Source organism: Gordonia sp. 852002-50816_SCH5313054-c (assembly GCF_001665925.1).
Classification (GTDB): Bacteria; Actinomycetota; Actinomycetes; order Mycobacteriales; family Mycobacteriaceae; genus Gordonia; species Gordonia jacobaea.
Window position 1 is genome coordinate 63114 of sequence record NZ_LZTE01000053.1, and the last position, 26438, is coordinate 89551.

The 26438-nt window shown below is 65.8% G+C and carries 25 protein-coding genes and 1 pseudogene; 20 read left to right on the plus strand and 6 right to left on the minus strand.

What is annotated here, in order from left to right; translation table 11 throughout:
* Window positions 1–39 precede the first annotated feature (39 nt).
* On the minus strand, window positions 40–681 hold the full coding sequence (locus tag A5788_RS12580; protein ID WP_049698137.1) for a LysE family transporter: 642 nt from the start codon (window positions 679–681) through the stop codon (window positions 40–42).
* A 68-nt stretch (window positions 682–749) separates the two neighbouring features.
* On the opposite strand from A5788_RS12580, the gene A5788_RS12585 reads away from it, so the two are divergent.
* On the plus strand, window positions 750–1178 hold the full coding sequence (locus A5788_RS12585) for an Lrp/AsnC family transcriptional regulator (protein WP_049698136.1): 429 nt from the start codon (window positions 750–752) through the stop codon (window positions 1176–1178).
* A gap of 59 nt (window positions 1179–1237) precedes the next feature.
* Here A5788_RS12585 and A5788_RS12590 read toward each other — a convergent pair whose 3' ends face one another.
* The 3 genes from A5788_RS12590 to A5788_RS12600 form a co-directional block, all read right to left on the minus strand.
* Window positions 1238–1624 carry a hypothetical protein gene (locus A5788_RS12590; protein WP_152930025.1) on the minus strand — a complete coding sequence of 129 codons (387 nt, stop codon included), beginning with the start codon at window positions 1622–1624 and terminating at the stop codon, window positions 1238–1240.
* A gap of 106 nt (window positions 1625–1730) precedes the next feature.
* Window positions 1731–2030, minus strand: a complete 300-nt coding sequence (locus tag A5788_RS12595; protein WP_005208919.1) for a DUF1540 domain-containing protein — start codon at window positions 2028–2030, stop codon at window positions 1731–1733.
* Between the two features lie 159 nt (window positions 2031–2189).
* Window positions 2190–2630: a DUF1844 domain-containing protein gene (locus tag A5788_RS12600; RefSeq protein WP_005208917.1), complete on the minus strand. Its 441-nt coding sequence runs from the start codon at window positions 2628–2630 to the stop codon at window positions 2190–2192.
* Between the two features lie 261 nt (window positions 2631–2891).
* Here A5788_RS12600 and infC point away from each other — a divergent pair.
* The 4 genes and pseudogenes from infC (at window position 2892) to A5788_RS12620 (ending at window position 5117) form a co-directional block, all read left to right on the plus strand.
* A pseudogene (gene infC / locus A5788_RS12605) lies at window positions 2892–3546 on the plus strand (translation initiation factor IF-3).
* Between the two features lie 105 nt (window positions 3547–3651).
* Window positions 3652–3846 (plus strand): 50S ribosomal protein L35, encoded by a 195-nt coding sequence (gene rpmI, locus A5788_RS12610; protein ID WP_005208912.1) that lies wholly within the window; start codon window positions 3652–3654, stop codon window positions 3844–3846.
* A gap of 40 nt (window positions 3847–3886) precedes the next feature.
* The gene (gene rplT, locus A5788_RS12615) at window positions 3887–4267 is read left to right on the plus strand and encodes a 50S ribosomal protein L20 (protein ID WP_049698135.1); all 381 of its coding nucleotides are present in this window, start codon (window positions 3887–3889) and stop codon (window positions 4265–4267) included.
* 55 nt (window positions 4268–4322) lie between these two features.
* Window positions 4323–5117: a TrmH family RNA methyltransferase gene (locus A5788_RS12620; RefSeq protein WP_197494435.1), complete on the plus strand. Its 795-nt coding sequence runs from the start codon at window positions 4323–4325 to the stop codon at window positions 5115–5117.
* A 13-nt stretch (window positions 5118–5130) separates the two neighbouring features.
* Here A5788_RS12620 and A5788_RS12625 read toward each other — a convergent pair whose 3' ends face one another.
* Complete coding sequence (locus tag A5788_RS12625) at window positions 5131–5589, minus strand: SRPBCC family protein (RefSeq protein ID WP_049698134.1); 459 nt, start codon at window positions 5587–5589, stop codon at window positions 5131–5133.
* A 112-nt stretch (window positions 5590–5701) separates the two neighbouring features.
* On the opposite strand from A5788_RS12625, the gene A5788_RS12630 reads away from it, so the two are divergent.
* The 3 genes from A5788_RS12630 (at window position 5702) to pheT (ending at window position 10799) form a co-directional block, all read left to right on the plus strand.
* Entirely contained in the window at window positions 5702–7012 is a 1311-nt protein-coding gene (locus A5788_RS12630) for an acyltransferase family protein (RefSeq protein WP_331436053.1), read from the plus strand.
* A 193-nt stretch (window positions 7013–7205) separates the two neighbouring features.
* Window positions 7206–8267 carry a phenylalanine--tRNA ligase subunit alpha gene (gene pheS, locus A5788_RS12635; RefSeq protein ID WP_064866878.1) on the plus strand — a complete coding sequence of 354 codons (1062 nt, stop codon included), beginning with the start codon at window positions 7206–7208 and terminating at the stop codon, window positions 8265–8267.
* A 57-nt stretch (window positions 8268–8324) separates the two neighbouring features.
* Window positions 8325–10799, plus strand: coding sequence for a phenylalanine--tRNA ligase subunit beta (gene pheT, locus A5788_RS12640; protein WP_064866876.1), 2475 nt, complete (start codon window positions 8325–8327; stop codon window positions 10797–10799).
* A 25-nt stretch (window positions 10800–10824) separates the two neighbouring features.
* Here pheT and A5788_RS12645 read toward each other — a convergent pair whose 3' ends face one another.
* Window positions 10825–11502, minus strand: a complete 678-nt coding sequence (locus A5788_RS12645) for a DUF4386 domain-containing protein (RefSeq protein ID WP_064866875.1) — start codon at window positions 11500–11502, stop codon at window positions 10825–10827.
* Between the two features lie 125 nt (window positions 11503–11627).
* Here A5788_RS12645 and A5788_RS12650 point away from each other — a divergent pair, with 125 nt between their 5' ends.
* From A5788_RS12650 to tyrS, 12 genes are all read left to right on the plus strand, one after another.
* A complete protein-coding gene (locus A5788_RS12650) occupies window positions 11628–12326 on the plus strand; it encodes a TetR/AcrR family transcriptional regulator (RefSeq protein ID WP_064866873.1) in 699 nt (232 codons plus the stop codon).
* Between the two features lie 38 nt (window positions 12327–12364).
* Window positions 12365–13402, plus strand: coding sequence for an N-acetyl-gamma-glutamyl-phosphate reductase (argC, locus tag A5788_RS12655; protein WP_064866871.1), 1038 nt, complete (start codon window positions 12365–12367; stop codon window positions 13400–13402).
* Between the two features lie 14 nt (window positions 13403–13416).
* Entirely contained in the window at window positions 13417–14697 is a 1281-nt protein-coding gene (gene argJ / locus A5788_RS12660; protein WP_064866938.1) for a bifunctional glutamate N-acetyltransferase/amino-acid acetyltransferase ArgJ, read from the plus strand.
* Complete coding sequence (gene argB, locus A5788_RS12665; protein ID WP_064866869.1) at window positions 14694–15692, plus strand: acetylglutamate kinase; 999 nt, start codon at window positions 14694–14696, stop codon at window positions 15690–15692. The genes argJ and argB overlap by 4 nt, the downstream gene beginning before the upstream one ends.
* Window positions 15689–16876, plus strand: a complete 1188-nt coding sequence (locus tag A5788_RS12670; RefSeq protein WP_064866867.1) for an acetylornithine transaminase — start codon at window positions 15689–15691, stop codon at window positions 16874–16876. The genes argB and A5788_RS12670 overlap by 4 nt, the downstream gene beginning before the upstream one ends.
* Window positions 16873–17796: an ornithine carbamoyltransferase gene (gene argF, locus A5788_RS12675; protein ID WP_064866865.1), complete on the plus strand. Its 924-nt coding sequence runs from the start codon at window positions 16873–16875 to the stop codon at window positions 17794–17796. The genes A5788_RS12670 and argF overlap by 4 nt, the downstream gene beginning before the upstream one ends.
* Window positions 17797–17828: 32 nt before the next feature.
* Window positions 17829–18326, plus strand: coding sequence for an arginine repressor (locus A5788_RS12680; protein ID WP_064866936.1), 498 nt, complete (start codon window positions 17829–17831; stop codon window positions 18324–18326).
* 150 nt (window positions 18327–18476) lie between these two features.
* Complete coding sequence (locus tag A5788_RS12685) at window positions 18477–19679, plus strand: argininosuccinate synthase (RefSeq protein ID WP_049698547.1); 1203 nt, start codon at window positions 18477–18479, stop codon at window positions 19677–19679.
* Complete coding sequence (gene argH, locus A5788_RS12690) at window positions 19672–21129, plus strand: argininosuccinate lyase (RefSeq protein WP_064866860.1); 1458 nt, start codon at window positions 19672–19674, stop codon at window positions 21127–21129. The genes A5788_RS12685 and argH overlap by 8 nt, the downstream gene beginning before the upstream one ends.
* Window positions 21130–21237: 108 nt before the next feature.
* On the plus strand, window positions 21238–24309 hold the full coding sequence (locus tag A5788_RS12695) for an AMP-binding protein (protein WP_064866859.1): 3072 nt from the start codon (window positions 21238–21240) through the stop codon (window positions 24307–24309).
* Window positions 24310–24420: 111 nt separating this feature from the next.
* The gene (locus tag A5788_RS12700; RefSeq protein WP_064866934.1) at window positions 24421–24633 is read left to right on the plus strand and encodes a Trm112 family protein; all 213 of its coding nucleotides are present in this window, start codon (window positions 24421–24423) and stop codon (window positions 24631–24633) included.
* A 75-nt stretch (window positions 24634–24708) separates the two neighbouring features.
* The gene (gene tyrS, locus A5788_RS12705; protein ID WP_064866857.1) at window positions 24709–26010 is read left to right on the plus strand and encodes a tyrosine--tRNA ligase; all 1302 of its coding nucleotides are present in this window, start codon (window positions 24709–24711) and stop codon (window positions 26008–26010) included.
* Window positions 26011–26438: the final 428 nt, after the last annotated feature.

A 26438-nucleotide genomic window follows, 5' to 3' on the forward strand; every position in this document is an offset into this window, starting at 1 on the left:
CGCGGTCCCGATCAGCCGGTCTCGTCCAGCCGATCTGGTTCAGTGCAGTGATGCTGCGATCAGTGACACGCCCAGCAAAGCGACGACGGCGTTTCCGGCGATGATCGTGAGTCGACGGCCGCTGCCGGTTATCCGAGTACCGGCGGCCGCCCCGGCGATCGCCAGAACCGCCTGCCACAGCAGGGAACCGAGGCCGACCCCGGCCACGAATAGTGCTGCGCCGCAACCACTTATGTGGCCCCCGCTCGGCAAGGCGACAGCTGGTACGGCAATGGATGCGAAGTAGATGAGCGTCGCCGGATTCATCGCGGTCAACCCGACGAACATGAGGTAGCGGTGCCCCCTCGTCGACTGGGCACGGCTCGACGTCGACTGGGCACGGCTCGACGCCGAGTGTGCGCGGAATATGGCGTGCGCCGCCACGAGTAAGAGCACGCTGCCGCCGACGATGCCGGGATACGGGCCGAGACGGCTGATGAACGGTGCGATCGCCGCTCCGAACGTTGTGGCCGCGGCGGCGTAGACGGCGTCGACCGTCGCGACCCCGGCCGCGGCCTCGAGTGCACTGCGCACACCGCGCTCCGCTCCTTCGAGCATGAGCATCACACCGATCGCACCGAGCGGCATCGCAATACCGAAACCCGCCACGAGACCGAGTGTGAGTGCGTGGATCACCGACATCTGACCACCATCGACCGCGGTTGATGACGATGCCTAAAAGATGTCGCTTCGACTGATATCTTTTCGATGTGGACCCGATCGACCGACAGATCATAGAGGCACTTCGCCATGATGGTCGCGCATCGTTCAGTGCGCTCGGTCGGCTTGTGGGGCTTGGAACCAACAGTGCCGCAGCGCGGGTGCGACGCCTCGAGCGCGACGGTGTCATCCTCGGCTATCGCGCGGTGATCAGCACCGATGACGCACCGTCACCGGCCGGGATCGAAGCGTTCATCGACGTACGGCTGCACCCTGATCGCGACTCGGAGGAGTTCTTGCGGTGGGCGCAACGTGAGGCGATGGTGCGCGACGCGGTCCACGTGACCGGCCCTTACGACTACCTGCTGCAGGTATCGGTGGCCGACACCGCGGGACTCGACAGACTGCTTCGGCGGCTCAAGAGCGACGCCGGTGCCGCGCAGACCCAGACGCGCATCGCGCTGCGGCCGGATCACTGACTGGGTTCGCCGCCGGCGCGAGGTTCGCCGAGGCCGGGGGAGAAGAGTGGTGGGGAGTGTCAGTGCCCCATGGACTTTCGGATCTCGTCGAGCTTCTTCTTCGCGGCCTCGTCGCGCTTGCGCATCATGTCGTCGACGCCCTGGCCCTCGGGCGTGCCCTCAGCCAACTCCTGGGAACCGATCGCGGTCGAGATGCGCTTCTCGATCTTGTCGCGGACGAAATCGAAACTCGGCACACCTTGCTCGCTGTAGTCGGGATCGATGTGCCCGGGGCTCGAGATGGTCGTCGAGCCGGGAAAGCTGGATCCGGGAGAGGCGGTGTCGACGACTTCCGTATCCAGGACCTCGGCGTCGATGATCTCTCCGACGGGCTCTGTGCCGCCGGCCGAGGAGGTCGTCCGTGTCGGATCGGCCGGGTCGTGGTCGTGCGCACCTTCGGAGGTCATGGATTCAGGCTAGCCCGCATACGAAACGACGGACGCCGCGCTGGTCACAGAATGACCCGCACGACGTCCGTCGAGGGCTGCAGAGTGGTCTGGTGACGCGAAGCCGTCAGCGAGGGGAGTAGGTGAGGCAGTTCGCGGTGTCGGAACTCTCGCCTGCACCGATACGGACCGCAGTGGCCGTGCATTCGAGATTCGCGTTGTGCTCGCAGTCGACCCGCTGGCATGCACCGACCTGGGTGGAGACGCGGTCGAGGCCGCCGCGAGTTGTCAGGGGGATGAACGTCGCGCAGTCGGCAGTGCCGTTGGTTCCGCTGACGTTGATCGCGAACGCGTGGCAGCCGTCGTGGTTGTAGGAACACTCACTGACGGTGCATTCGGCGACATGTGGCATTTCGAGCGTGGCCATCGTGAACTCCTGGATCGAGGTTGGCGGGCGGGTATCTGCCCTGCCTTCCAATCTAGGTGAGTCCGTTGACCCTTTCCAGCAAGCAAAGGCTCGCCTGACCTGCTGAAACGTTAGGTAAGCGCTACCTACATCGCGGTGAATTCGCGGCCAACGAGAGCGTCACCGACGACGGTCTCGAACCGGTCCGGTGTACTTCTCGCCGGGGCCCTCGCCTGGCTCGTCCGGGTATGCGCTCGCGTCGCGGAACGCCAGTTGCAGTTGCTTGAGTCCGTCTCGGATGGGAGCGGCATGAACGCCGAGATCCGGTTTGGCTGCGTCGACGAGTCCGGCCAGTGCGGTGATGAGTTTTCGGGCCTCATCGAGATCGGCGTCGTCTTCGGATGCCCCCGGCGCCAGGCCGAGCTTCTCCGCCGACGCGCTCATCAGCATGACGATGGCCCGGGTCACGACCTCGATCGAGGGAATGTCGGCCATGTCACGGACGTTGTCATCATCGTCTGTGGAAGTAGTCACGTCCGGACGCGCGGAATCGTTGTTCGGAACGCCGGTGAGGTCGTCACCTGCATCGTCGCCCGAAGGCGAATAGGTGTTCTCGGGCATGACTGCTAGACTTCCATAGCACGACCGCCCCGGTTGGCGCCGGGGTCGCAAGTGGAGTTCCGCTCCCACCGCTACGACGCGTCGAATATGTGCGCTTGCCGCACACGCGATTCACGCAGTTGTACGGTCCGGTCCTGCCGATGGGCGTGGTCTTTCCACGCCGTCGGCGATGCGCATCCAATGGTGTGCAGACCGGTCGGTATCGGAGCCCTGACGATGGTGAACACCATCTCGGGGCTCTTCTGCTGAGAGCCCCTTTCCATGCGCGGCCACCGACCACTCCGCGACGGCCACCCCTGTCAGGTTTTATCAAGGAGGCCCCATCAGCACTGAGACCCGCATCAACGAGCGCATCCGCGTACCGGAGGTCCGACTCGTCGGACCGAATTCGGAGCAGGTGGGCATCGTGCGTGTTGAAGATGCGCTGCGCCTGGCCTACGAGGCCGACCTGGACTTGGTCGAGGTCGCACCCGACGCCCGTCCGCCGGTGTGCAAGATCATGGACTACGGCAAGTTCAAGTACGAAGCAGCGCAGAAGCAACGCGAGTCGCGTCGCAACCAGCAGTTGACCGTCATCAAGGAGCAGAAGCTCCGGCCGAAGATCGACGACCACGATTACGAGACCAAGAAGGGTCACGTCATCCGGTTCCTCGAGGCAGGCTCGAAGGTGAAGGTCACCATCATGTTCCGCGGCCGCGAGCAGTCGCGACCCGAACTCGGATACCGACTGCTGCAGCGCCTCGGAAACGACGTCGCCGATTACGGCTTCATCGAGACCTCGGCCAAGCAGGACGGCCGCAACATGACCATGGTCCTCGCCCCGCACAAGGGCGCGAAGACCCGCGTGAAAGCGCAGCAGACTCGTGACGACCGCGCGCCCCGCCAGCAGGGCGCCAAGGACGACACGGCCAGCTAAGCCGATGCGGTCCGTGAGAACGGACCGTCGGAGAACCACTGCGGACGCATACCGCACCCGACAACCGCGGGTGTGGCTTGCGTCCGCTCGAATGAAGGAAAGAACATGCCGAAGAGCAAGACCCACAAGGGCACAGCCAAGCGCTTCAAGGTGACCGGCAGCGGAAAGATCGTCCGCCAGAAGGCCAACCGTCGCCACCTCCTGGAGCACAAGTCCTCTCGCCGTACCCGTCGTCTCGACGGCATCGCCGTGGTGAGTGAGAACGACGCACCGCGTATCAAGCGACTGCTCAACCGCTGACGCACCCGACCACCACATCTGACGAACAAGAGGAACTGACATGGCACGCGTGAAAAGGGCTGTCAACGCCCAGAAGAAGCGTCGTTCGACGCTGGAGGCCTCCAAGGGATACCGCGGGCAGCGCTCGCGCCTGTACCGCAAGGCCAAGGAGCAGCAGCTCCACTCGATGACTTACGCCTACCGGGACCGTCGCGCCCGCAAGGGTGAGTTCCGCAAGCTGTGGATCGCGCGTATCAACGCTGCGTCCCGCGCCAACGACATCACCTACAACCGCTTCATCCAGGGCCTCAAGGCCGCGGGTGTCGAGGTTGACCGCAAGGTGCTCGCCGACATCGCCGTGACCGACCCGGAGGCCTTCACCGGCCTCGTCGAGGTTGCCCGCAAGGCACTGCCGGCCGACGTCAACGCTCCCGCAGCCTGAGCGTTCACATCGAACACGTCGCACACGACCCGCGAGTGATCACGGACATCATCTGATGGAGATCTTGTCCGAACGATCCTCGCGGGTCGTGTCGTATGCAAAGCTCCATCGGGCGTCGGTACGACGGTCCGAGGGAAGATTTCTCGTCGAAGGCGCCAATGCGGTTGCCGCCGCTCTGGAGAGTGGTCGGGCAGTGCAGATCCTGGTCCGCGAGAGTGACGCCGACCGGCACGCCGAGATCCTCGGCGCCGCATCCGGCGCAGGCGTCGACGTCGTCGGATTGTCGGATCGCGCCGCCGAAAAGCTTTCGGAAGCGACGACGCCGCCCGGAATCTTCGCTCTCGCCGAGCTCCTCGACGCGTCCCTCGACGACGTGCTGTCGTCCGGTCCGCGCCTACTGGCGGTGGCCGTCGAGCCGCGTGAACCAGGTAATGCCGGGACGCTGATCCGCACAGCCGACGCGATGGGCGCCGACGCCGTGCTGTTGCTCGGCGACGCGGTTGATCCGCACAACGGGAAGTGCGTACGCGCGAGCGCGGGCAGCGTCTTCCATCTGCCGATCGTTCGGGAACGAGACGTCGACGCGGCGCTGTCGTCGGTGAGGTCGGCGGGCATCACGATCCTGGCGACGTCGGCCGACGGTGAGCTCGTGCTCGACGACGCCTCAGACGTCCTCGCCGAGCCGACCGCCTGGCTGTTCGGCAACGAAGCCCACGGGTTGTCCGCACCACTCGCGCAGTCGGCCGACCACCGGGTGTCCATTCCGATCCGCGGTCGCGCCGAGAGCCTCAATCTCGCGTCGGCGGCGTCGATCTGTCTCTACGAGAGCGCACGAGTACAAGCCCGCTAGGTTGTAGCGCAGCTCACGCCTCGGCGATCACTTTGATCCTGGCGAGAGTGGCAGGAATTCCCTCAGCCGCCGCGACGAGGCGAATCCTCATCTGGTCATCGGCGTCGTCGCCGTACTTCTCGCGGAAGAATACTTCGCCGGTGTCAGAGAAGGCGGTGTACTCGGTGAGCCGTGTGCTGCCGTCGCCGACGGCTTCGACGCGATAGCCCCACCTCGTTCCGCTGGTTCCGATCGTCCATTCGAAGCGAGTGCCGGGCTCGTCGACGGTCACGGTCGAGACGGTCGACCACTCGCGGACCGGCGTGCGGTTGTGACCGGTGAAGGTCGCGCCCGCACCGCGTGCGGAACTGTCCCACTCACACGCGTGGCACTGTTCGCTCCACTCTCCGGTGCGTGTGACGTCGCTGATCAGCGCGTACACGTCCTCCGGGCTGCGCTCGACGACAACGGAATCTTCCAGTGTGTATCGCATGGGTGTCGAGTCTAGGGCGACGGGCGGCACCGGCTGATCGAGTTGAAACGCATACGCGTGCTGAGTAGTTGCACCCATGATCGAAAGGGCATGTCGGCGAAGACTTCTCGGAGTGCGAAACCACTCAACCCTGACTCCCTCTGTCGCAGAACTCGACGCGCTGACCGGCAACCGCGATCGCGTCGTCGATCTCATCCGACTCACCTCGCTGGTCGTCGTGATCGCCGGGCATTCGCTCATGCTGACGGTGTCCGTCGACGACGGTCGGCTCGTCCTCGGTAACACCCTCGCCGACGTTCCGCTTCTGCAACCGATGACCTGGCTGTTCCAGATCCTTCCGCTGTTCTTCTTCGCAGGCGCCGCGGCGTCGACCTACGGGTGGCGTCCAGGCACACGTCCCGGCCACTGGCTGTTGCGTCGGGTCCAGCGACTTCTGCGGCCGGTCGGGTGGTATCTCGTGGTCGTCCTGATTGTTTACGGGGTGTCGACGCTGGTCGGTGCCGCCGCCATCGCCGACGTCGTGGCGCGCCTGGGAGTTCAGTTGCTGTGGTTTCTCGGCGCCTACCTGTTGGTGCTCGCGGTGATGCCCATGCTCCAACGACTCTCGTCGCGCCGGGCTGTGCTGTCAGCTCTGGCGGCCGCGTGGCTGGTGACCGCGGTCGTCGACGCCCTTCGGATCGCCGTCGGTGCGTCGAACAACGTCGGTTACGTCAACTTTCTCAGCGTGTGGATCATCCCGGCGATCCTCGGCGTCGCGTATGCGAAACGCCTGTTCTCGATGGTCGAAGCCGCAGTGCTGTGCGTGACCGCTCTGGTCGTCGACATCGCGCTGGTGGCCCTCGGTCCGTACGAGATGTCGTTGGTGACCGTCCCCGGACAGCAACTGTCCAACATGAGTCCGCCGAGCCTGCTACTCGCTGGTCACACTGTGGTGCTGTGTGCGCTGGTCATCGCGTTGCGCGCGCCACTTGCACGAGTCGCCGCCCGCCCACGGGTCTGGTGGTGGGTCGTGCTCGGCAACCGAGGTGCGATGACGTTGTATCTGTGGCACCTTCCGGTGTTGGGTCTCATCATTGGCCTCTCCGCGCTGTGTGGATTGCATAGAGATCCCCACGCCCTGCTGTTCTGGCCGACGGTTCTCGCGACCACCGCATGCCTGCTCGCGCTGATGATCCCGGTGACCGGAGTGCTGCTCGTCCTGGAGAACCGTCCGGTGCCGTGGTGGGACGCGCAGGTCGTCGGTGGGTGGAGTGCACGACGCGACACCCTCATCGTGGGGCTCCTGGTCGTCGTCGGTGTGACGACGCTGCTCCTGGCCGGTTCGGGAATCGTCGCCGGCTGGATCTGGTTGGTGATCGGCGTCGCCGCCGCGATGGCCGCTCGATCACTGGGTCGAGCACCTGCGAGCTCCCGACGCTGCTGAGCCGGGCGGATCGTGGATGATCGATCGGCGCGGGTTCGTGGGGGCGTCGAGGTAGGGCCCCAGGACGGTCGACTAACCTTGACGAGGAAGTATCACGGCCTCTGACCGGCGCATTGCTGATCTGCTCTCGTCCTCGAGGTGGTCGTGATGGGTTCCGTCATCCGCACCAGCAAGCACTAGGAGACCGCCGACCGTGGCCAGCTCTGCCGACGATCAAGCGCAGCCAACGTTCCCCAGCACCGAGGAACTCGACGCCGCGGCCGACGCCGCCGCTGCGGCATTCGCTGCGGCCGCTGATCTCGATGCGCTCGCGGCCGCCAAGACCGCGCACCTCGGCGATCGTTCGCCGATAGCGCTCGCTCGTCGCGCGCTCGGTTCGCTGCCGAAGGACCAGCGATCCGAAGCAGGCAAACTGGTCAACCAGGTTCGTGGGCGGGTCAATGGGGTCCTCGACGGCCGGACGGCGCAGCTGCAGGCCGAGCGCGACGCCGCGGTTCTCGCCTCCGAGTCGGTCGACGTCACGCTGCCGAGTCGTCGACGTCCCGGCGGTGCACGCCATCCCATCACAGTGATCTCCGAGCAGGTCGCCGACGTTTTCGTCGGTATGGGCTGGGAGATCGCCGAGGGACCCGAGGTAGAAACCGAGCACTACAACTTCGACGCGCTGAACTTTCTCCCGGATCATCCGGCGCGATCGATGCAGGACACCTTCTACATCGCGCCCGAGGGATCACGTCAGGTTCTCCGGACCCACACGTCACCCGTGCAGGTGCGTTCGATGCTGTCGCGAGATCTCCCCATCTACGTTGCGTGCCCCGGCCGGACATTCCGCACCGACGAGCTCGACGCCACGCACACGCCGGTCTTCCACCAGATCGAGGGCCTCGCCGTCGACAAGGGACTGACGATGGCTAATCTGCGCGGCACGCTCGAGGCGTTCGCTCGCGCGCTGTTCGGCCCCGAGACCACGACGCGTATGCGCGCGAGCTATTTCCCCTTCACCGAGCCGTCGGCCGAGGTCGACGTCTGGTTCCCCGCCAAGAAGGGCGGTGCGGGCTGGGTGGAATGGGGCGGCTGCGGCATGGTCAACCCGAACGTGTTGCGCGCCAGCGGAATCGACCCCGACGTCTACTCCGGGTTTGCGTTCGGGATGGGACTCGAACGCACTCTGCAGTTCCGCAACGACATCTCGGACATGCGCGACATGGTGGAGGGCGACGTCCGCTTCAGCCTTCCGTTCGGCCCGGCGGCCTGAGCCGGTCGACGCCGCAACCCGCACCGATTCCACTCGATGAAAGAAGCTGATTGACCGATGCGTGCACCGCAGTCCTGGTACACCGAGGTACTCCGTGCCGGCGACCCCACCTGGTCGGCGACCACTGAGGAGATCGACGCTGGTTTCGTTCGCGTCGGCTTCGAGATCGAAGACATCGAGTCGTTCCCCGAGATCACCGGCCCGCTGGTGATCGGGCGCGTCGAGCACATCAAGGAACTGACCGAGTTCAAGAAGCCCATTCGCTTCTGCCAGGTCGAGGTTGGGGAGTCGGAACCCCGCGGAATCGTCTGTGGTGCACGCAATTTCGCGGAGGGTGACCTGATCGTCGCCGCTCTGCCCGGAACCGTACTGCCCGGGCCCTTCGAGATCGCGTCCCGCAAGACGTACGGACACATCTCCGACGGCATGATCTGCTCGGTGTCCGAGCTCGGTATCGGCACCGACCACAGCGGCATCCTCGTCCTGGCGCCCGGTACCGCCGAGCCCGGCGCCGACGCCCGCGAGGTCCTCGGACTCGACGACGCCGCGATCGACGTCAACGTCACCCCTGACCGTGGCTACGCGTTCTCGATCCGCGGACTCGGCCGTGAGCTGGCGAGCAGCTTCACCGTGCCGTTCGTCGATCCCGGTACCTCCGTCCCCGCCATCTCGGTGTCCGACGGTGCGCCCTGGCCGGTGGCGATCGAGAAGGATTCCGGCGCAACCCGATACACCGCGCGCCTCATCGAGGGCGTCGACCCGACTGCCATCTCGCCGTGGTGGATGCAGAAGCGCCTCATGGTCGCGGGGGTCCGCCCGATCTCCGCGATCGTCGACGTCACCAATTACGTGATGCTCGAATTGGGGCAGCCGCTGCACGCCTTCGACGCAGACAAGTTGTCCGGGACCATCACCGTCCGCAACGCGCGGTCGGGCGAGAAGCTGACAACCCTCGACGGTGTCGTACGCGACCTCGATCCCGAGGACGTCGTCATCGCCGACGACAGCGGCCCCGTCGCGCTGGCAGGTGTCATGGGCGGCGAGAGCACCGAGGTGGGCCCGCAGACCACGCGCGTCCTGCTCGAGGCGGCGACCTTCGATCCCGTCCGTGTCTTCCGGACCGGGAAACGGCACAAGCTCACGTCGGAGGCGAGTAAGCGGTTCGAGCGCGTCGTCGACCCGGAGATCACCGCCGCAGGTTCTGACCGCGGAGCCGGACTCATCGTCGAACTCGCGGGTGGTGCCATCGCGTCGCCACTGGCCGAGGAGCGGATATCGCTTCCGGCGACCGCGCCCATCACGATCTCTGCCGACGAGCCCGACCGCACTGCCGGGGTCACCTACCCGGCCGGCACCACCGCAGCTCGGCTCGTCGAGGTCGGCTGCACGGTCACCGGCACCGACCCGCTGACCGTCACGCCACCGTCGTGGCGACCGGATCTGCGTCAGCGCGCCGACCTCGTCGAAGAAGTCTTGCGGCTCGAAGGTCTCGAAGACATTCCGGCCGTGCTCCCGTCTGCTCCTGGCGGACGCGGGCTGACGCCAACCCAGCGTCGACGCCGCAGCATCGGTCGCACGCTCGCGCTCGACGGTTACGTCGAGGTACTGCCTTTCCCGTTCATGCCCGCGGGCGTCTTCGACACCTGGGACCTGTCCTCCGACGACGTTCGACGCCGCACGGTCAAGGTGCTCAACCCGCTCGAGTCCGACCGGCCGGAGCTGAACACGACGCTTCTGCCCGGGCTGTTCGAGATGGTCGCCCGGAATATTGCTCGCGGCCAGCGCGACCTGTCGCTGTACACGATCGGACAGGTCGTCTTGGCCACCGACCACATGCGCCCGGTGGCCGAACTCGACGTGACCCGACGCCCCACGGCCGAGGAGATCGCCCAACTCGACGACTCGCTACCCGCTCAGCCACTGCACGTCGCGGTTGCGCTGACCGGGCTGCGTGATCCGGCGGGCCCGTGGGGTCCTGGCAGGCCCGGTGACTATCTCGACGCCTTCGAGGCTGCTCGTGAGATCGGCGTCGCAGCCGGAGTCGACGTCACGTTGGTGGCCGACACCTACGCGCCCTGGCATCCGGGTCGGTGCGCGGCCGTCGTCGCCGACGGTCGGGTCGTCGGACATGCCGGCGAGCTCCATCCCGCGGTGCTCGAACGTGCGGGGCTGCCGAAGCGGATGTGCGCCGTCGAGATCGACGTCGACGCGTTGCCGCTCGACGCGTCATTGCCCGCTCCGCACATCTCCGTGTTCCCGGCGGTGCTGCAGGACGTCGCCGTTGTGGTGTCGGACGGCGTGCCCGCGGCAGAGGTCGAGGCGTTGCTGCGCGAGGGCGCCGGTGAGCTGCTCGACTCCATCGAGCTCTTCGACGTCTTCACCGGTGAGCAGGTGGGCGAGGGCAATAAGTCGTTGACCTTCGCGCTGAAATTCCGGGCAGGCGATCGGACCCTCACCGAAGACGAGGCGACCGCGGCCAAACTGGCTGCCGTGGCCCGCGCGACCGAGGGCGTCGGCGCTCGCCTTCGATAGTTCGGGACGTCGATACCCGGCCACATCAGGCGACGGCGACCGGTGTGCTGTTCGACGCCTCGCTGTGCTCTCGCACGCCACGCGCGGTCAGCCAGACGCCCAGCGCAAGTTCCCATAGCGCGATGGGGGCGGCGGCGAGCGCGCCGATCGGCGACACCTGTGACACAAGGCCGAGGATCGTCGCGGTCGCCGACGCGAGCAGGAGCGGCGCGCCGATGATCCCGACTGCGGGAATGGCACGTGGAACCAGTCGGTTCGCGTACAGCACCGGAGCCAGCAGGAGTGCATTGACTGCCGGTAGTAAGCCGGGACCGAGGAGGAACGCGCCATCGTGAAGTGCGACGAGCGCGTCGTCGACTCCTGACGGTGTACCGGGGTCATCCCGGATCTTGACGAGTGCCAGTACAGCCACCACTCCCATCAACACGAGCGTCGCTTCGATGGTTCGCGACGCGAGGAAGCCTCGTGCGCGGGCGTCGTTGTGGCGTCGAATGATGGGGTAGAGCGCAATGGCGGTGCCGACGCAGCTCACGGCGAGGATGACCTCCAGCACGCATCCGAACTGGGCAGCGGCCACCGATGCGTCGGGATCGCCGTCGAGAAAGGGCTTCTTGAGAGCGAGAGCCGGAATCGACGTCGCGAAGGTGACTAGGTACCAGATACCGGCCCACCGCGCCCGGGCTCGGTCGTTCGACTCGACCATGCGAGATCTCCTGCCTGTGGCCTAGGTGCGCGTGACGCGCGCTGGGTCAGTGGTGTACGTCGTACACCTCGCCTACCGTAGGTGTACGACGTACACCCGGTCAAGGCTTCGCTAGGGTCTCGGGTATGTCGGATGACTCAGCTCAGCGAGTTCCGCTCAACCGGGAGCGCGTACTCGGCTGTGCCGTCCGTCTTGCCGACAGGGACGGATTCGACGCGGTCACCATGCGCGCGCTTGCGACGGAGCTCGACGTAGTGCCCATGGCGCTGTACAAACATGTGGCCAACAAGAGCGACCTGGTCGACGGAATGATCGACGTCGTCGTCGATTCCTACCCTGCGTCCTCTGCGAAGGGCTGGCGCAGGTCGGTGCGCTCGCGAATACTCGCCGCACGGCGCGTGTACCAAGCGCACCCGTGGATGCGCACAGCGATCGAATCCCGCCACGCGCCGACGCCGGGCGCGCTCGCGTACATGGATTCCCTGGCGGCGGAGTTCATCGAGGGAGGCATCGCAGTCGATCTGACCCACCACGCCATGCACGTGGTCGGATCGCGTATCTGGGGCTTCACGGCGGAAGTGTTCACCGGTAGTGCCGCGCCGTCTGCCGACCTCGATTCGGAGGATCGGGTGGCAGCGGAGGCCGAGTTCGCGAAGCGATATCCCGCAGTGACGGCGATCGCCCTCGATGCTCGCGCTCGTACTGGGCCCGCTGGCTGCGACGACGACTTCGAGTTCGAGTTCGCGGTGGATCTGATTCTCGAGGCCGTCGAACGACTACACGACGCCGGTTGGGAATCTACTTCGTTGCGCCCGCCGACCTAGTTCCGTATTGATTTGCGCCACCATGCATAATGATGTGTATGACGATCAAGGTGGCTGTCGCTGGCGCGAGCGGTTATGCGGGTGGGGAAGTGCTTCGTCTGCTGTGCGGACACCCGCGTCTGCGATCTGGCGACCTCGAGATCGGCGCCCTGACGGCCGGCGGAAACGCGGGCACACTCCTCGGTTCCCATCATCCCAACCTGTTGCCGTTGGCGCAGCGTGAACTCCAGGAAACGACGCCCGACGTCCTGGCTGGTCACGACGTCGTGTTCCTCGCACTGCCACACGGAACGTCGGCGCAGATCGCCGACGCTCTGCCTCCCACGACGTTGATCATCGACTGCGGCGCCGACTTCCGGCTCCGTGACTCCGACGACTGGGTCGCCTACTACGGCGGCGATCACGCGGGCACCTGGCCGTACGGCCTGCCCGAGATCCCTGGCAACCGCGAGGTCCTGCAGAACGCGAGTCGAATCGCTGTACCCGGCTGCTATCCGACGGTCTCGATTCTGTCGCTGCTTCCCGCGCTCGCGGCCGGCCTCGTGGAACCGCACTTCACGGTCGTCGCGGTGAGTGGAACGTCGGGGGCGGGACGGGCACCCAAGGTGGACCTACTCGCCTCGGAGGTGATCGGTTCCGCGCGTGCGTATGGGGTCGGCGGGTCGCATCGGCACACCCCGGAGATCTCGCAGGCACTGTCGGAGGCCGCCGACCAACCGGTCGCGGTCTCGTTCACGCCTGTGCTCGTCCCGATGTCACGCGGAATCCTCGCGACGTGCACGGCGCGTACGACGGCGGCGGCCGACGAGGTCCGCGCGGTGTACGAAAAGGCCTATGCCGATGAGCAATTCGTCTATCTGCTTCCCGAGGGCAGTCTTCCCGCGACGGGCTCGGTGATGGGTTCCAACGCGGTGCAACTCGCCGTCACCGTCGACGAGCAGGCCGGAACACTTGTGGTGGTCGGCGCAATCGACAACCTCGCGAAGGGGACCGGCGGCGCGGCGGTCCAGTCGATGAACCTCGCGTTGGACTGGGACGAAGCAGAAGGACTGAGCACCGTGGGAGTGGCACCGTGAGCTCGAGTGGCAATGTGGCAGAAGGCAATTCGACAGCAGGCAACACAACGCAGGTCGACGACTCCGACGACCGGATCGCCGGCGGTGCACCGGCGACCGGGCCACGCCTGCTGCGCAATCAGGGTGTGACAGCACCGCTCGGATTCCGAGCGGCGGGAATCGCCGCCGGTATCAAGGCTTCCGGCGCCCCCGACCTCTCGCTGGTCTTCAACGAGGGCCCCGACTATTCGGCGGCCGGTGTCTTCACCCGCAACCAGGTCAAGGCCGCGCCGGTGCTGTGGAGCAAGCAGGTGCTCACCACCGGCAGGCTGCGCGCCGTCGTCCTCAATTCTGGTGGCGCCAACGCCTGTACCGGACCCCTGGGCTTCCAGGACACGCACGCGACGGCAGAGGCTGTTGCCGAAGCGCTGAGCAACTGGGGAACCGAGACCGGCGCCGTCGAGGTCGCTGTCTGTTCCACGGGTCTGATCGGTGATCGCCTCCCGATGGACAAGGTGCTCGCGGGTGTGACCGAGATCGTCCAGGAGATGGGCGGCGGACTCTCCGGCGGAACCGACGCCGCTTACGGGATCATGACGACCGACACCGTGCCGAAACAGGTTGCGCTGCACCATCCACAGGGGTGGAACATCGGCGGCATGGCCAAGGGCGCAGGCATGATGGCACCCTCGCTCGCGACGATGTTGTGCGTGCTGACCACCGATGCGCGGGCCAGCGCGGAACAACTCGACCTCGCGCTGCGGCGAGCGACTTCGAAGACGTTCGACAGGCTGGACATCGACGGCTCGACGTCGACCAACGACACTGTGCTGCTGCTCAGCTCCGGTGCCAGCCAGATCCCTGTCGAGCAAACCGAACTCGACGCCGCCGTGCTGTCGGTGTGCGACGATCTCGCCGCGCAGTTGATGGCCGACGCCGAGGGAGTCACCAAGCGCATCGTCATCACGGTCACCGGTGCTGCCACCGAAGACGACGCCATAGCCGTCGCGCGGACCATTGCCCGCGACAGTCTGGTCAAGACAGCACTTTTCGGGTCGGATCCCAACTGGGGGCGCGTGCTCGCGGCGACGGGGATCGCACCGGTCACCATCGACCCCGATCGAATCACGGTGTCGTTCAACGGCAAAGCGGTCTGCGTCAACGGCACGGGCGTCGACGGCGCGCGTGACGTCGACCTGTCGGGTCCCGACGTGGCGGTCCTCGTCGACCTCGGCCTCGGCGCGGAGACCGGCAGCATCCGGACCACCGACCTCTCGCACGCGTACGTCGAAGAGAACTCGGCGTATTCGTCATGATCTCGACAAGCTCGATCAGCGGGGACGACTCGATCAGCGGGGATGGCGCGCTCGGCGGGGATGGCTCGATCAGCGGCGCGGCGAAGGCCGCGATCCTGGCGGAGTCGTTGCCTGCGCTGCAGGCCATGCACGGTGCGACCGTCGTCGTGAAGTACGGCGGCAACGCGATGATCGACGACGACCTCAAACGCGCCTTCGCCGCCGATATCGTCTTCCTGCGCGCCTGCGGTATGCACCCGATCGTGGTCCACGGTGGCGGACCCCAGATCTCGGCGATGCTCGCACGTCTCGGTCTGACCGGCGAGTTCCGCGGAGGGTTCCGCGTGACCACGCCCGAGGTGATGGACGTGGCGCGGATGGTGCTGTTCGGTCAGGTCGGTCGCGAGCTCGTCGGCTTGATCAACGCGCACGGACCCTATGCCGTCGGCCTCACCGGTGAGGACGCCAACCTGTTCACGGCGACGCGGCGCACCGTCGTCGTCGACGGAGTTGCCACGGACATCGGACTCGTCGGCGACATCTCCTCGGTCAACACCTCCGCGGTGCTCGATCTAGTTGGTGCGGGACGCATTCCGGTCGTCTCGACACTCGCGCCCGACCGTGACGGCGTGGTCCACAACATCAACGCCGACACGGCTGCGGGCGCTCTCGCCGAGGCGCTCGGCGCCACCCGGCTGGTGATGCTCACCGACGTCGAAGGTCTCTACACCGACTGGCCCGACCACTCGTCACTCGTGTCGCAGATCTCGACCGACGCACTGGCACAGCTGCTTCCGAGTCTCGACGCGGGCATGGTGCCCAAGATGGAGGCGTGCCTGCGTGCGGTCGAAGGCGGTGTCGGGCGAGCTCATGTCGTCGACGGCCGTGTGCCGCACGCTGTCTTGGCCGAACTGCTGACCGCGGCGAGCACGGGGACAACCGTCGTCGCTCCCGAAAACCTCTCTCCCGCAACCGCGCACACCACGCTAGACACAGACGGAGCGTCCCACTCATGACCGCACCCTGGCAGGAGCGGTGGTCATCCGCCCTCATGAAGAACTACGGCACGCCGCCGATCGCCCTGACGAAGGGCGAGGGAGCCTACGTGTGGGACGCCGACGGCAACCGCTACCTGGATCTACTCGGTGGCATCGCGGTGAACGCATTGGGTCACGCGCATCCCGCGATCGTGGCCGCGGTGACCGAGCAACTCCAGACACTCGGTCACGTCTCGAATCTGTACATCAACCCGCGGGTCGTCGAACTCGCCGAGCGTCTTCTCGACAAGTTCGGGCAGCCCGGCCGGGTGTTCTTCTGCAACTCCGGAACCGAAGCCAACGAGGCAGCATTCAAGCTGGCCCGACTCACCGGCAGGCCGCAGATCGTGGCCGCGAACAAGGCATTTCACGGACGCACGATGGGTGCGCTCGCGATGACCGGTCAACCGGCGAAGCGCGCACCGTTCGAACCGATGCCCGCAGGGGTCGATTTCGTGCCCTACGGCGACGTCGATGCCTTGACCGCCGCAGTGTCGTCGGAGACCGCCGCGGTGATCCTCGAGCCGATCCTCGGAGAATCCGGTGTCGTCGTTCCGCCTGCGGACTACCTCGCGCACGCGCGCAGGCTGACCGCCGAGCACGGCGCATTGCTCATCCTCGACGAGGTGCAGACGGGAATCGGTCGTACCGGAACGTTTTTCGCACACCAGGCCGCGGGGATCGTGCCGGACGTCATGACTCTCGCCAAGGGGCTCGGCGGCGGGCTGCCCATCGGGGCGACCATCGCGACAGGCCCTGCCGCGGAACTGTTCACTCCCGGACAGCACGGCACGACATTCGGCGGTAACCCGGTGTCGGCGGCCGCGGCGCTCGCGGTCCTCAACGAGATCGACAACAGCAACCTCGTCGATCATGTTGCCGCCGTGGGAAAGTCGATCGCGACGGGCGTCGAAGCACTCGACCATCCGCTGATCTCCCACGTGCGCGGGTCGGGGCTGCTGCTCGGCGTCGTGCTCACCGCGCCGGTGTCGGCGAAGGTCGAGTCGACTGCTCGCGACAACGGATTCCTCATCAACGCGCCGGCTCCCGACGTCTTGCGGCTCGCGCCGCCCCTCATCCTCACCGAGGACCAGGCCGGCGACTTCGTCGCAGCACTGCCGCAGATCCTCGACGCCGCAACCGACGAGAGGAGCGCACAGTGACAAGACATTTTCTACGCGACGACGACCTCACGCCCGACGAGCAGGCCGAAGTGCTTGCCCTAGCCGCCGAGGTGAAGCGCCAGCCGTTCGCCTACCGACCGCTCGAGGGTCCTCGGGGAGTCGGGGTGATCTTCGACAAGAACTCCACGAGAACGAGGTTCTCGTTCGAGATGGGCATCGCGCAGATGGGTGGCCACGCCGTCGTCGTCGACGGACGCACCACTCAGCTCGGCCGCGACGAATCGCTCGAAGACACCGGCCGGGTGTTGTCACGATTCGTCGAGGCCGTCGTGTGGCGGACCTTCGGGCAAGAGCGGCTCGAAGCGATGGCCTCGACGGCGTCGATTCCGATCGTCAACGCACTCTCGGATCTCTTCCATCCCTGCCAGGTCCTCGCCGACCTGCAGACCATCGTCGAACGCAAAGGCCGTACCGCGGGGTTGACGATGACCTACCTCGGCGACGGTGCGAACAACATGGCGCATTCGTTGGCGCTCGGTGGCGCGACCGCGGGAATGCACGTGACGATCAGTGCGCCGGACGGTTTCGAGCCCGACCCCGTCGTGATCGCCGACGCCGAGAAGCGGGCCGCTCTGACCGGAGGATCGGTCAGCGTCGAATCCGACCCTGTCGCCGCCTCGCGTGGGGCCGATGTGTTGGTCACCGACACGTGGGTCTCGATGGGGCAGGAGGACGACGGCAAGGATCGTCGCGCACCGTTCCGGCCGTACCAGATCAACTCCGACCTCCTCGCAGTGGCGGATCCGGACGCGATCGTGTTGCACTGCCTGCCCGCTCACCGCGGCGATGAGATCACCGACGACGTGATCGATGGTCCCGCGAGTGCGGTTCTCGACGAGGCGGAGAACAGGTTGCACGCTCAGAAGGCGTTGCTCATCTGGCTGTTGGGGCAGAAGTGACTAGCAACGCCGACACCGGCGGCGCTGCGCGCATCGCCGATCACTCCGACACGAGGCTCGCGAGCACGCGGGCAGGGCGACACGCGCTCATCGTCGAAGTGCTCGGTTCACATCAGGTGCGGTCGCAGTCGGAGTTGCAGCAGTTACTCGCAGGCAGGGGAGTCGACGCCACGCAGGCCACGCTCTCACGCGACCTCGACGAACTCGGCGCCGTCAAGTTGCGCGCCGCAGACGGCGGCGTCGGCGTGTACGTCGTCCCCGAGGATGGTGCGCCCGTTCGCGGGGTGTTCGGCGGCACAGCCCGACTGTCTCGCCTGCTCAGCGAACTGCTGGTGTCGACGGATGCGAGCGGAAACCTCGCCGTGCTGCGCACCCCGCCCGGCGCCGCGCACTACCTGGCCAGTGCGATCGACCGGGCCAGCTTGCCCGACGTCGTGGGCACAATTGCGGGCGACGACACGATCTTCGTGTGCGCACGCGCACCGATCGACGGGGCCGAGCTCGCACGACGAATCGAGGGCCTCGTGTGACAACCCCTTACCGACGCCCCGGCGGCCCCTGAGCCGGAGTCGGACACACCGAGGCCCGAACCCGGACCGACAAACAGACCCCAGCCCGATCGCATCGGGCACGACATCCGATGATGGATGTCGAACCACGACATAGGAGCACACACCACCATGGCGGAACGCGTCGTACTTGCATACTCCGGCGGCCTCGACACCTCGGTCGCTATCAGTTGGATCGGCAAGGAGACCGGTAAGGAGGTCGTCGCCGTCGCGCTCGACCTCGGACAGGGCGGCGAGGACATGGAGGTCGTCCGCCAGCGCGCGCTCGACTGCGGTGCCGTCGAAGCCGTGCTCGTCGACGCACGCGACGAGTTCGCCGACGACTACTGCCTGCCCGCGATCACGTCGAACGCGCTGTACATGGACCGGTACCCGCTGGTGTCGGCACTGTCGCGCCCGCTGATCGCCAAGCATCTCGTGACCGCGGCGCGCGATCACGGCGGCACCGTCGTCGCGCACGGCTGCACCGGTAAGGGCAACGACCAGGTGCGCTTCGAGGTCGGCTTCGCTTCGCTGGCACCAGATCTCGAGGTCATCGCGCCTGTCCGCGACTACGCGTGGACGCGCGAGAAGGCCATCTCCTTCGCCGAGGAGAACGACATCCCGATCAACGTGACCAAGAAGTCGCCGTTCTCGATCGACCAGAACGTGTGGGGTCGCGCCGTCGAGACCGGCTTCCTCGAGGACCTGTGGAATGCGCCGACCAAGGACGTCTACAGCTACACCGAGGATCCGACGATCAACTGGAACTCGCCCGACGAGGTCATCATCACGTTCGACAAGGGTCGCCCGATCGCCATCGACGGTCGCCCGGTCAGCGTGCTGGAGGCGATCGAGGAACTCAATCGCCGCGCGGGCGCCCAGGGTGTCGGCCGCCTCGACGTCGTCGAGGATCGCCTCGTCGGCATCAAGAGCCGCGAGATCTACGAGGCTCCCGGCGCGATGGTGCTGATCACCGCCCATGAAGAGCTCGAGCACGTCACCCTGGAGCGCGAACTCGGACGCTTCAAGCGTCGGACCGATCAGAAGTGGGCCGAGCTGGTGTACGACGGCCTCTGGTTCTCGCCGCTCAAGCGCTCGCTGGACACCTTCGTCGACTCCACGCAGGAGCACGTCTCCGGCGAGATCCGCCTTGTGCTGCACGGTGGCCACATCTCGGTCAACGGTCGCCGTAGCGGCGAGTCGCTCTACGACTTCAACCTCGCGACCTACGACGAGGGCGACAGCTTCGACCAGTCCGCCGCACGTGGATTCGTCGAGCTGCACGGTCTGTCGTCGAAGATCGCAGCGAAGCGGGACCTGCTCAGTGAGTGATCAGGGCCTCTCAGCCCAGCACGGGACAACGAACCAGGGGTCGCTGTGGGGCGGTCGTTTCGCGTCGGGACCCGCCGACGCAATGGCCGCGTTGAGCAAGTCGACGCAATTCGACTGGGTGCTCGCCCCGTTCGACATCCAGGCGTCGAAGGCGCATGCCAGGGTTCTCAACCGCGCAGGCCTGCTGTCCGACGACGATCTGACCGCCATGCTCGCCGGTCTCGACCAACTCGCGAGCGACGTCGCCGACGGCACCTTCGTGGCAGCCGAGTCCGACGAGGACGTGCACGGCGCGCTCGAACGCGGACTCATCGAACGCGTCGGAGCCGACCTCGGTGGCAGGCTGCGCGCCGGACGGTCGCGCAACGATCAGGTCGCCACGCTCTTCCGCATGTGGCTGCGCGAGGCGATGCGCTCGATCGCGACAGGTGTGCTCGACGTCGTCGAGGCGTTGACTGCTCAGGCTCGCGCACATCCCGACGCCGTCATGCCGGGGAAGACACATCTGCAGGCGGCGCAGCCGGTGCTGCTCGCGCACCACCTGCTCGCGCACGCGCAACCGCTGATCCGCGACGTCGACAGGCTTGCAGACGCGGATCGTCGAACTGCGGTGTCCCCGTACGGGTCCGGTGCGTTGGCGGGTTCGTCACTCGGCCTCGATCCGGAGGCGATCGCCGCTGATCTGGGGTTCGCCGCAGCCGCGGAGAATTCGATCGACGCGACGTCGTCACGAGACTTCGCGGCCGAGGCGTCGTTCGTCTTCGCGATGATCGCCGTCGATCTCTCGCGACTCGCCGAAGAGGTGATCCTGTGGAGCACTGCCGAATTCGGCTACGTCACGCTCGCCGACGCCTGGTCGACGGGGAGTTCGATCATGCCGCAGAAGAAAAACCCCGACGTCGCAGAACTCACACGCGGCAAAGCGGGCAGGCTGATCGGTGACCTCACCGGCTTGTTGGCGACATTGAAGGCTCAGCCGCTCGCGTACAACCGCGACCTGCAGGAAGACAAAGAGCCCGTATTCGACGCCGTCGCGCAGCTCGAGTTGCTGTTGCCTGCGATCGCCGGGATGGTCGGCACTCTCGAGTTCCACGAGGATCGGATGGCCGAGCTGGCTCCCGCGGGATTCACCCTCGCCACCGACATTGCGGAATGGCTTGTGCGTCAAGGTGTTCCGTTCCGAGTGGCCCACGAGGTCGCCGGTGCGTGTGTGCGGGAGGCGGAGAACCGCGGCGTCGGACTCGATGAACTCGACGATGCCACCTTCGCGTCGATCGATCCGGCCCTCACCCCGCAGGTTCGTGAGGTACTGACCGTTCGAGGGTCGATCGAGTCGCGCGACGCCTACGGCGGAACCGCTCCGTCGCAGGTGCAGCGCCAGCTCGACGTCCTCGACCGCGCGCTCCCGGCACTGCGATCACGGTGGTCGGTGAGTTCACCGTCACAGTGAGGTCGACGAGTGCGCGGGGTCTATGTCGATCCGTGTACGGTGCGAGTTGACCAAGCTTGGGTAAGGTGATGCAGATCACCATACGGTGTGCGGGGAGGAGCGTGGTTGATGGCAGGCGGCGGTATTCCCGACGTGAAGGCATTCGCCGAGCGTGTCCTCGCGACAGCGCAGAATGGTCTCGAGGTGCTCCGGTACGGCGGTCTGCAGACCGGGACCGAGCCCGCGCCGTTCACCGTGGTCGAGACCACACGGATGTTCCGGTTGCGACGCTACTTCCCGGATGCCCCGGCGACCGGTCCCAACATCGTGCTGATTCCCCCGATGATGGTGTCTGCCAACGTTTATGACGTGACCGAACACAACGGTGCCGTCTCGGTGCTGCACCGCAACGGCATCACCCCATGGGTCGTCGACTTCGGATCTCCCGATCACGAAGAAGGCGGGATGGAGCGCAACCTCGCCGACCACGTCGTCGCGGTGAGCGAGGCGATCGACTGGATCATCGAATCCACCGGCCGCGATATTCACGTCGCCGGCTACTCGCAGGGCGGCATGTTCGCCTATCAGGCAGCTGCGTATCGACGTTCCCGCGGCGTGGCCAGCGTGATCACCTTCGGTAGTCCGGTCGACGTTCTCGCGGCACTACCGCTCGGACTGCCCGCAGCACTGGTTGCTCCCGGCGCGGAGGTCTTGGCCGACAAGGTATTTCCACACCTGTGGGTGCCCAGTTGGCTGGCGCGTCTCGGTTTCCAAATGCTCGACCCGGTGAAGACCGCGCGCAGCCGCTTCGACTTCCTCCGCCAACTCCACGACCGCGACGCGCTTCTGCCCCGCGAAGACCAGCGACGCTTCCTCGAAGCCGAAGGATGGGTCGCCTGGTCCGGGCCGGCCATCGCGGAACTGCTGCGCCAGTTCGTCGCGCACAATCGCATGGTGTCCGGCGGATTTGTGATCAACGGCGAACTTGTGACGCTCGCCGAGATCACGGCCCCCGTTCTGGGCTTCGTAGGCGAGGTCGACGACATCGGACAACCGGTCGCGATCCGAGGTGTCGTCCGTGCGGCACCCCGAGCTCGCGTGTACGAATCACGGCTTCCCGTAGGGCATTTCGGTCTTGTGGTGGGAAGTACATCGGGCACTCGTACGTGGCCGACGACTGCCGAATGGATCAATTGGCAGGAGGGCCTGGGGCCCGAGCCCGATCACGTCGAGCCGATGGAGGCGCCGGTCGACGGGAAAGGCACCGGCGTCGGACTGCTGTCTCGGATCACGCACGGCATCGGTTCGGTTGCCGATGCGGGTGCCGGGGCGTCCCGCGATCTGTGGGAAATGGCGGGCGCTGTGCAGCGGACGTCGCTTGCCGTCGCGCAGGAATCCGTCCGCACGGTGCCGCGACTGTTCCGCCTCGGGCAGATCCAGTCAGGTACCCGTATCTCGCTGGGAAAGCTGATGTCGGAGAACACCGACTGGGGCGGCGACCGCGAGGTCTTCCTCTTCGAGAATCGAGTTCTCACCCATTCGCAGGTCGACACCCGCATCAACAACGTGGTGGCCGGACTGGTGCAGTGTGGCGTGCGCCCCGGCGAGCACATCGGGGTTCTGATGGACACGCGCCCGAGCGCGCTGGTCGCGGTTGCCGCACTCTCCCGGTTGGGCGCGGTCGCCGTACTTCTCGCCGGTGAGGGCGATGTCGGCGAGATGCTGCGGCTGGCAGGCGCGAACGTCGTCGTCTGCGATCCCGTTCACCTCGAAACCGCAACCGCTCACAGCGATCGCGTCCTCGTACTCGGTGGCGGAAGCGGGTCGGCACGCGAGATCGACGGCGTCGACGGCCGCACCGTCATCGACATGGAACAGATCGACCCCGACGTCGTACAGATGCCCGCGTGGTATCGCCCCGATCCCGGTCTCGCTGGCGATCTGGCATTCATCCTGTTCACCCGCTCACGCGGCAAACTTGCGGTGTGGCCGGTGACCAATCACAGGTTCGCGATGTCGGCGTTCGGAGCGGCGTCGGCGGCAGGTCTCACAGACCGCGACACGGTCTATTGCATCCCGCCGCTGCACCACGCCTCCGGATTGTTGACCACGCTCGGCGCGACGGCCGTCGGACGGTCGCGTATCGCATTGTCGGAGGGCGTCGACGCCGAGAACTTCGCCACCGAGGTTCATCGATACGGCGTCACGGTGGTGTCCTACACCTGGTCGATGCTGCGAGAGATACTGCACGACAAGAACTTTCAGATCAACGAGCACAATCCGATCCGCTTGTTCATGGGATCGGGACTTCCCACCGGTCTCTGGGACGAGATAAGCGAACGCTTCCCACGTGCCCGCGTTCTCGAGTTCTTCGCGACAGCTGACGGGTCGGCCATCCTGGCCAACGTCGCCGCCGACAAGGTCGGGTCGATGGGTCGCGCTCTGCCGGAAACCAACGAGGTGGCAATCGCGGCATACGACGTCGACGCCGAGCGCCTCGTCGTCGGTGAAAACGGTTTCGTCGACCGTGCGGGGCAGGGCGAGGTGGGGCTGCTGCTGGCGCGTTCGCGGCATCGCTTCGACACCACCGCGACCGTCTTGCGTGACGTCTTCGCGCCCAAGGACCGGTGGGAGGTGTCGGGTCACCTGTTCTACCGGGACTCCGACGACGACCTGTGGTTCATGGGATCGGTTGACACCGTGGCGCATTCGATCGAGGGCCCCATCTACCTTCCGCCGATCGAGCAACTGCTCTCGCGGGTGCCCGGTGTCGATCAGGTGGCCGCCTACCGGCTCGGCGATCCGGGAAGCCAGATCGTGGTGGCCGCGCTGACGATGCGGTCCGATGTCGACGTGGATTCGTTGACAGTCACGCAACTGCGGCTCGGCCTTGGCGCACTGCCCGCGCACCGTCGACCTCACCTGGTCTGCGTCGTCGACGAGATCCCGGTATCGGAGTCTTATCGCCCGCAGGCGAGCGCACTGGCGGCTCGCGGTGTGCCGAAACCCGGGTCGAAGGTCTGGTACCGCGACTCGGAGGGCAGGTACCGACGGTTCACCAAGACTGCGGTGAGCAGAGTGGATTGGCTGCCGGATTCCTCCTCCGCAACCTCCCGCGATCGCACGACGTCGGCGAGAGCGGTCGGAACGGGCGCGCCGACCAGGACAACAGCCGGGGGAGCCGCGACCGGCACGCGTTGATGTCGAGGCGAGCGGGTGATCGACGCGTTCGCCGCGCCGTTAGGCTTGCTGTCGTGCCCCGCGGTGCGTCGAAATCCGCTGGGGAAATCCGCTGAGAGAGGAAGCAAGTCGATGGGTTCTCGCGCGCAGTCACTGGATCCGATCGTTCGTGACCGGCTGGTGTGCCCGCAGGATCACGGACCGCTGCTCGACGCGGGCGATGAGCTCTACAACCCGCGGCTTCGTGTCGCCTACCGGGTCGATGCCGACGGCATCCCGGTCATGTTGGCCACTGAGGCGCGCGCGGTCGACGACGAAGAGCATCAACGTCTCACTTCTGCCTGATCGATGAGGGTCGGGTCTGATCGATACAGGTCGGGTGTTCGCCGGCCGCGCACGCGTAGATGACAAGATCGATGTGTGAGCACACTGACCTCTGAAGACCGAATCGATGGTTCAGACATTCTCGACGATCTGCAGTGGCGAGGCTTGATCGCGCAGTCAACCGACATCGATGAACTGCGGTCCGCTGTCGAAGCCGACCCGATCACTGTGTACGCGGGCTTCGACCCGACGGCGTCGAGCCTGCATGCTGGGCATTTGGTGCCGCTTCTGACGCTGCGTCGCTTTCAACTCGCAGGTCATCGGCCTATCGCTCTCGCAGGTGGTGCGACAGGACTCATCGGCGACCCGCGTGATGTCGGTGAGCGGACCATGAACTCCGTCGACACAGTTGGCGGATGGACCGGACGCATCGGCGACCAGCTGGCCAGCTTCCTGCGATTCGACGACAGTCCGAACAGCGCGCTGCTGGTCAACAACATGGAGTGGACGGCAGGGCTGAGCGCGATCGAGTTCCTCCGCGACCTCGGTAAGCACTTTTCGGTCAACGTGATGCTCGCTCGAGAAACTGTTCGACGACGCCTCGAGTCCGATGGGATCAGCTACACCGAGTTCAGTTACCTGCTGCTGCAGTCCAACGACTACCTCGAACTGCACCGCAGGCACGGATGCAGCCTGCAGATCGGTGGCTCGGATCAGTGGGGAAACATCGTCGGCGGTGTCGATCTCACGCGCCGAATCACCGGAGACACCGTGCACGCGCTGACGGTTCCGCTCGTGACCTCGTCGGATGGCAAGAAGTTCGGTAAGTCGACCGGCGGCGGAAGCCTCTGGCTCGACCCGGAACTCACCAGTCCTTACGCCTGGTACCAGTACTTCGTGAACACGTCCGACGCCGACGTTGTGCGCTACCTGAAGTGGTTCACGTTCCTGAGCAGGGAAGAGATCGGGGAGCTGGAGCGTGCAACCGAAGAGACTCCGCATCTTCGGTTGGCGCAGAAGCGCCTCGCAGCGGAGATGACGACACTCATCCACGGCGCAGCCAACACCCAGGCCGTGGAACTGGCCAGTCACGCATTGTTCGGTCGCGCCGAACTGGCCGATCTCGATGAGTCGACGCTCGCGGCAGCACTGGGCGAGACCACGATCGCCGAATACAGCTCCGACGCACCGACGCTCGTCGGACTTCTCGTGGACAGCGGGCTCTCTGAGAGCAACAAAGCCGCACGACGCGCGATCGGGGAAGGAGGTGCCTACGTCAACAACACCAAGATCACCGATCCGGAGTGGACTCCAGGCACTTCCGACCTACTGCACGGCCGTTGGCTGGTCATCCGACGCGGTAAGAAGAGCTTTGCCGGCGCTCGTTTAAGCCTCTGACCAGGCGATTTGACGCCCTGTTCCCGTGTGTGTAACTTTCTTGTTGCACCGCAGCGAGCAAGACCCCGGGGCCGACACGGAATCGGGGAAACTGCAGTGTCTCAGGTCTGATGGCCTGGAACACCGATGCGGCCAGAAACGAATAGCCCGCGACACACGGTGTTGCGAACGCGAATCGGATCTGGTAGCCTGGAAGAGTTGCTCCGGAGACGGGGTCAACAATTCCAAACACCAGCTTACTAGAGAGCGCCTCGCCATGCGGGGTGGCGCTGGTAGGTGTGTGTTCTTTGAGAACTCGATAGTGTATTGACAAGATTGTCTGATGCCATATTTTGGCATCGTGTGTCCAAGTTTTTGGATTATGTGATGATTTATTTTTGTGACGCTCAGGTCTTTGGGTCTGGGTGTTGCTAGTTTTTGTTTGGTCA

Excerpts from the sequence above, each read along its gene's own strand:
- A5788_RS12580 (WP_049698137.1), bottom strand. The coding sequence starts at position 681 with ATGTCGGTGATCCACGCACTCACACTCGGTCTCGTGGCGGGTTTCGGT.
- A5788_RS12590 (WP_152930025.1), bottom strand. The coding sequence starts at position 1,624 with ATGACCTCCGAAGGTGCGCACGACCACGACCCGGCCGATCCGACACGG.
- A5788_RS12595 (WP_005208919.1), bottom strand. The coding sequence starts at position 2,030 with ATGGCCACGCTCGAAATGCCACATGTCGCCGAATGCACCGTCAGTGAG.
- A5788_RS12600 (WP_005208917.1), bottom strand. The coding sequence starts at position 2,630 with ATGCCCGAGAACACCTATTCGCCTTCGGGCGACGATGCAGGTGACGAC.
- rpmI (WP_005208912.1), top strand. The coding sequence starts at position 3,652 with ATGCCGAAGAGCAAGACCCACAAGGGCACAGCCAAGCGCTTCAAGGTG.
- rplT (WP_049698135.1), top strand. The coding sequence starts at position 3,887 with ATGGCACGCGTGAAAAGGGCTGTCAACGCCCAGAAGAAGCGTCGTTCG.
- A5788_RS12620 (WP_197494435.1), top strand. The coding sequence starts at position 4,323 with ATGGAGATCTTGTCCGAACGATCCTCGCGGGTCGTGTCGTATGCAAAG.
- A5788_RS12625 (WP_049698134.1), bottom strand. The coding sequence starts at position 5,589 with ATGCGATACACACTGGAAGATTCCGTTGTCGTCGAGCGCAGCCCGGAG.
- pheT (WP_064866876.1), top strand. The coding sequence starts at position 8,325 with ATGCGTGCACCGCAGTCCTGGTACACCGAGGTACTCCGTGCCGGCGAC.
- A5788_RS12645 (WP_064866875.1), bottom strand. The coding sequence starts at position 11,502 with ATGGTCGAGTCGAACGACCGAGCCCGGGCGCGGTGGGCCGGTATCTGG.
- A5788_RS12650 (WP_064866873.1), top strand. The coding sequence starts at position 11,628 with ATGTCGGATGACTCAGCTCAGCGAGTTCCGCTCAACCGGGAGCGCGTA.
- argC (WP_064866871.1), top strand. The coding sequence starts at position 12,365 with ATGACGATCAAGGTGGCTGTCGCTGGCGCGAGCGGTTATGCGGGTGGG.
- argB (WP_064866869.1), top strand. The coding sequence starts at position 14,694 with ATGATCTCGACAAGCTCGATCAGCGGGGACGACTCGATCAGCGGGGAT.
- A5788_RS12670 (WP_064866867.1), top strand. The coding sequence starts at position 15,689 with ATGACCGCACCCTGGCAGGAGCGGTGGTCATCCGCCCTCATGAAGAAC.
- A5788_RS12685 (WP_049698547.1), top strand. The coding sequence starts at position 18,477 with ATGGCGGAACGCGTCGTACTTGCATACTCCGGCGGCCTCGACACCTCG.
- A5788_RS12695 (WP_064866859.1), top strand. The coding sequence starts at position 21,238 with ATGGCAGGCGGCGGTATTCCCGACGTGAAGGCATTCGCCGAGCGTGTC.
- A5788_RS12700 (WP_064866934.1), top strand. The coding sequence starts at position 24,421 with ATGGGTTCTCGCGCGCAGTCACTGGATCCGATCGTTCGTGACCGGCTG.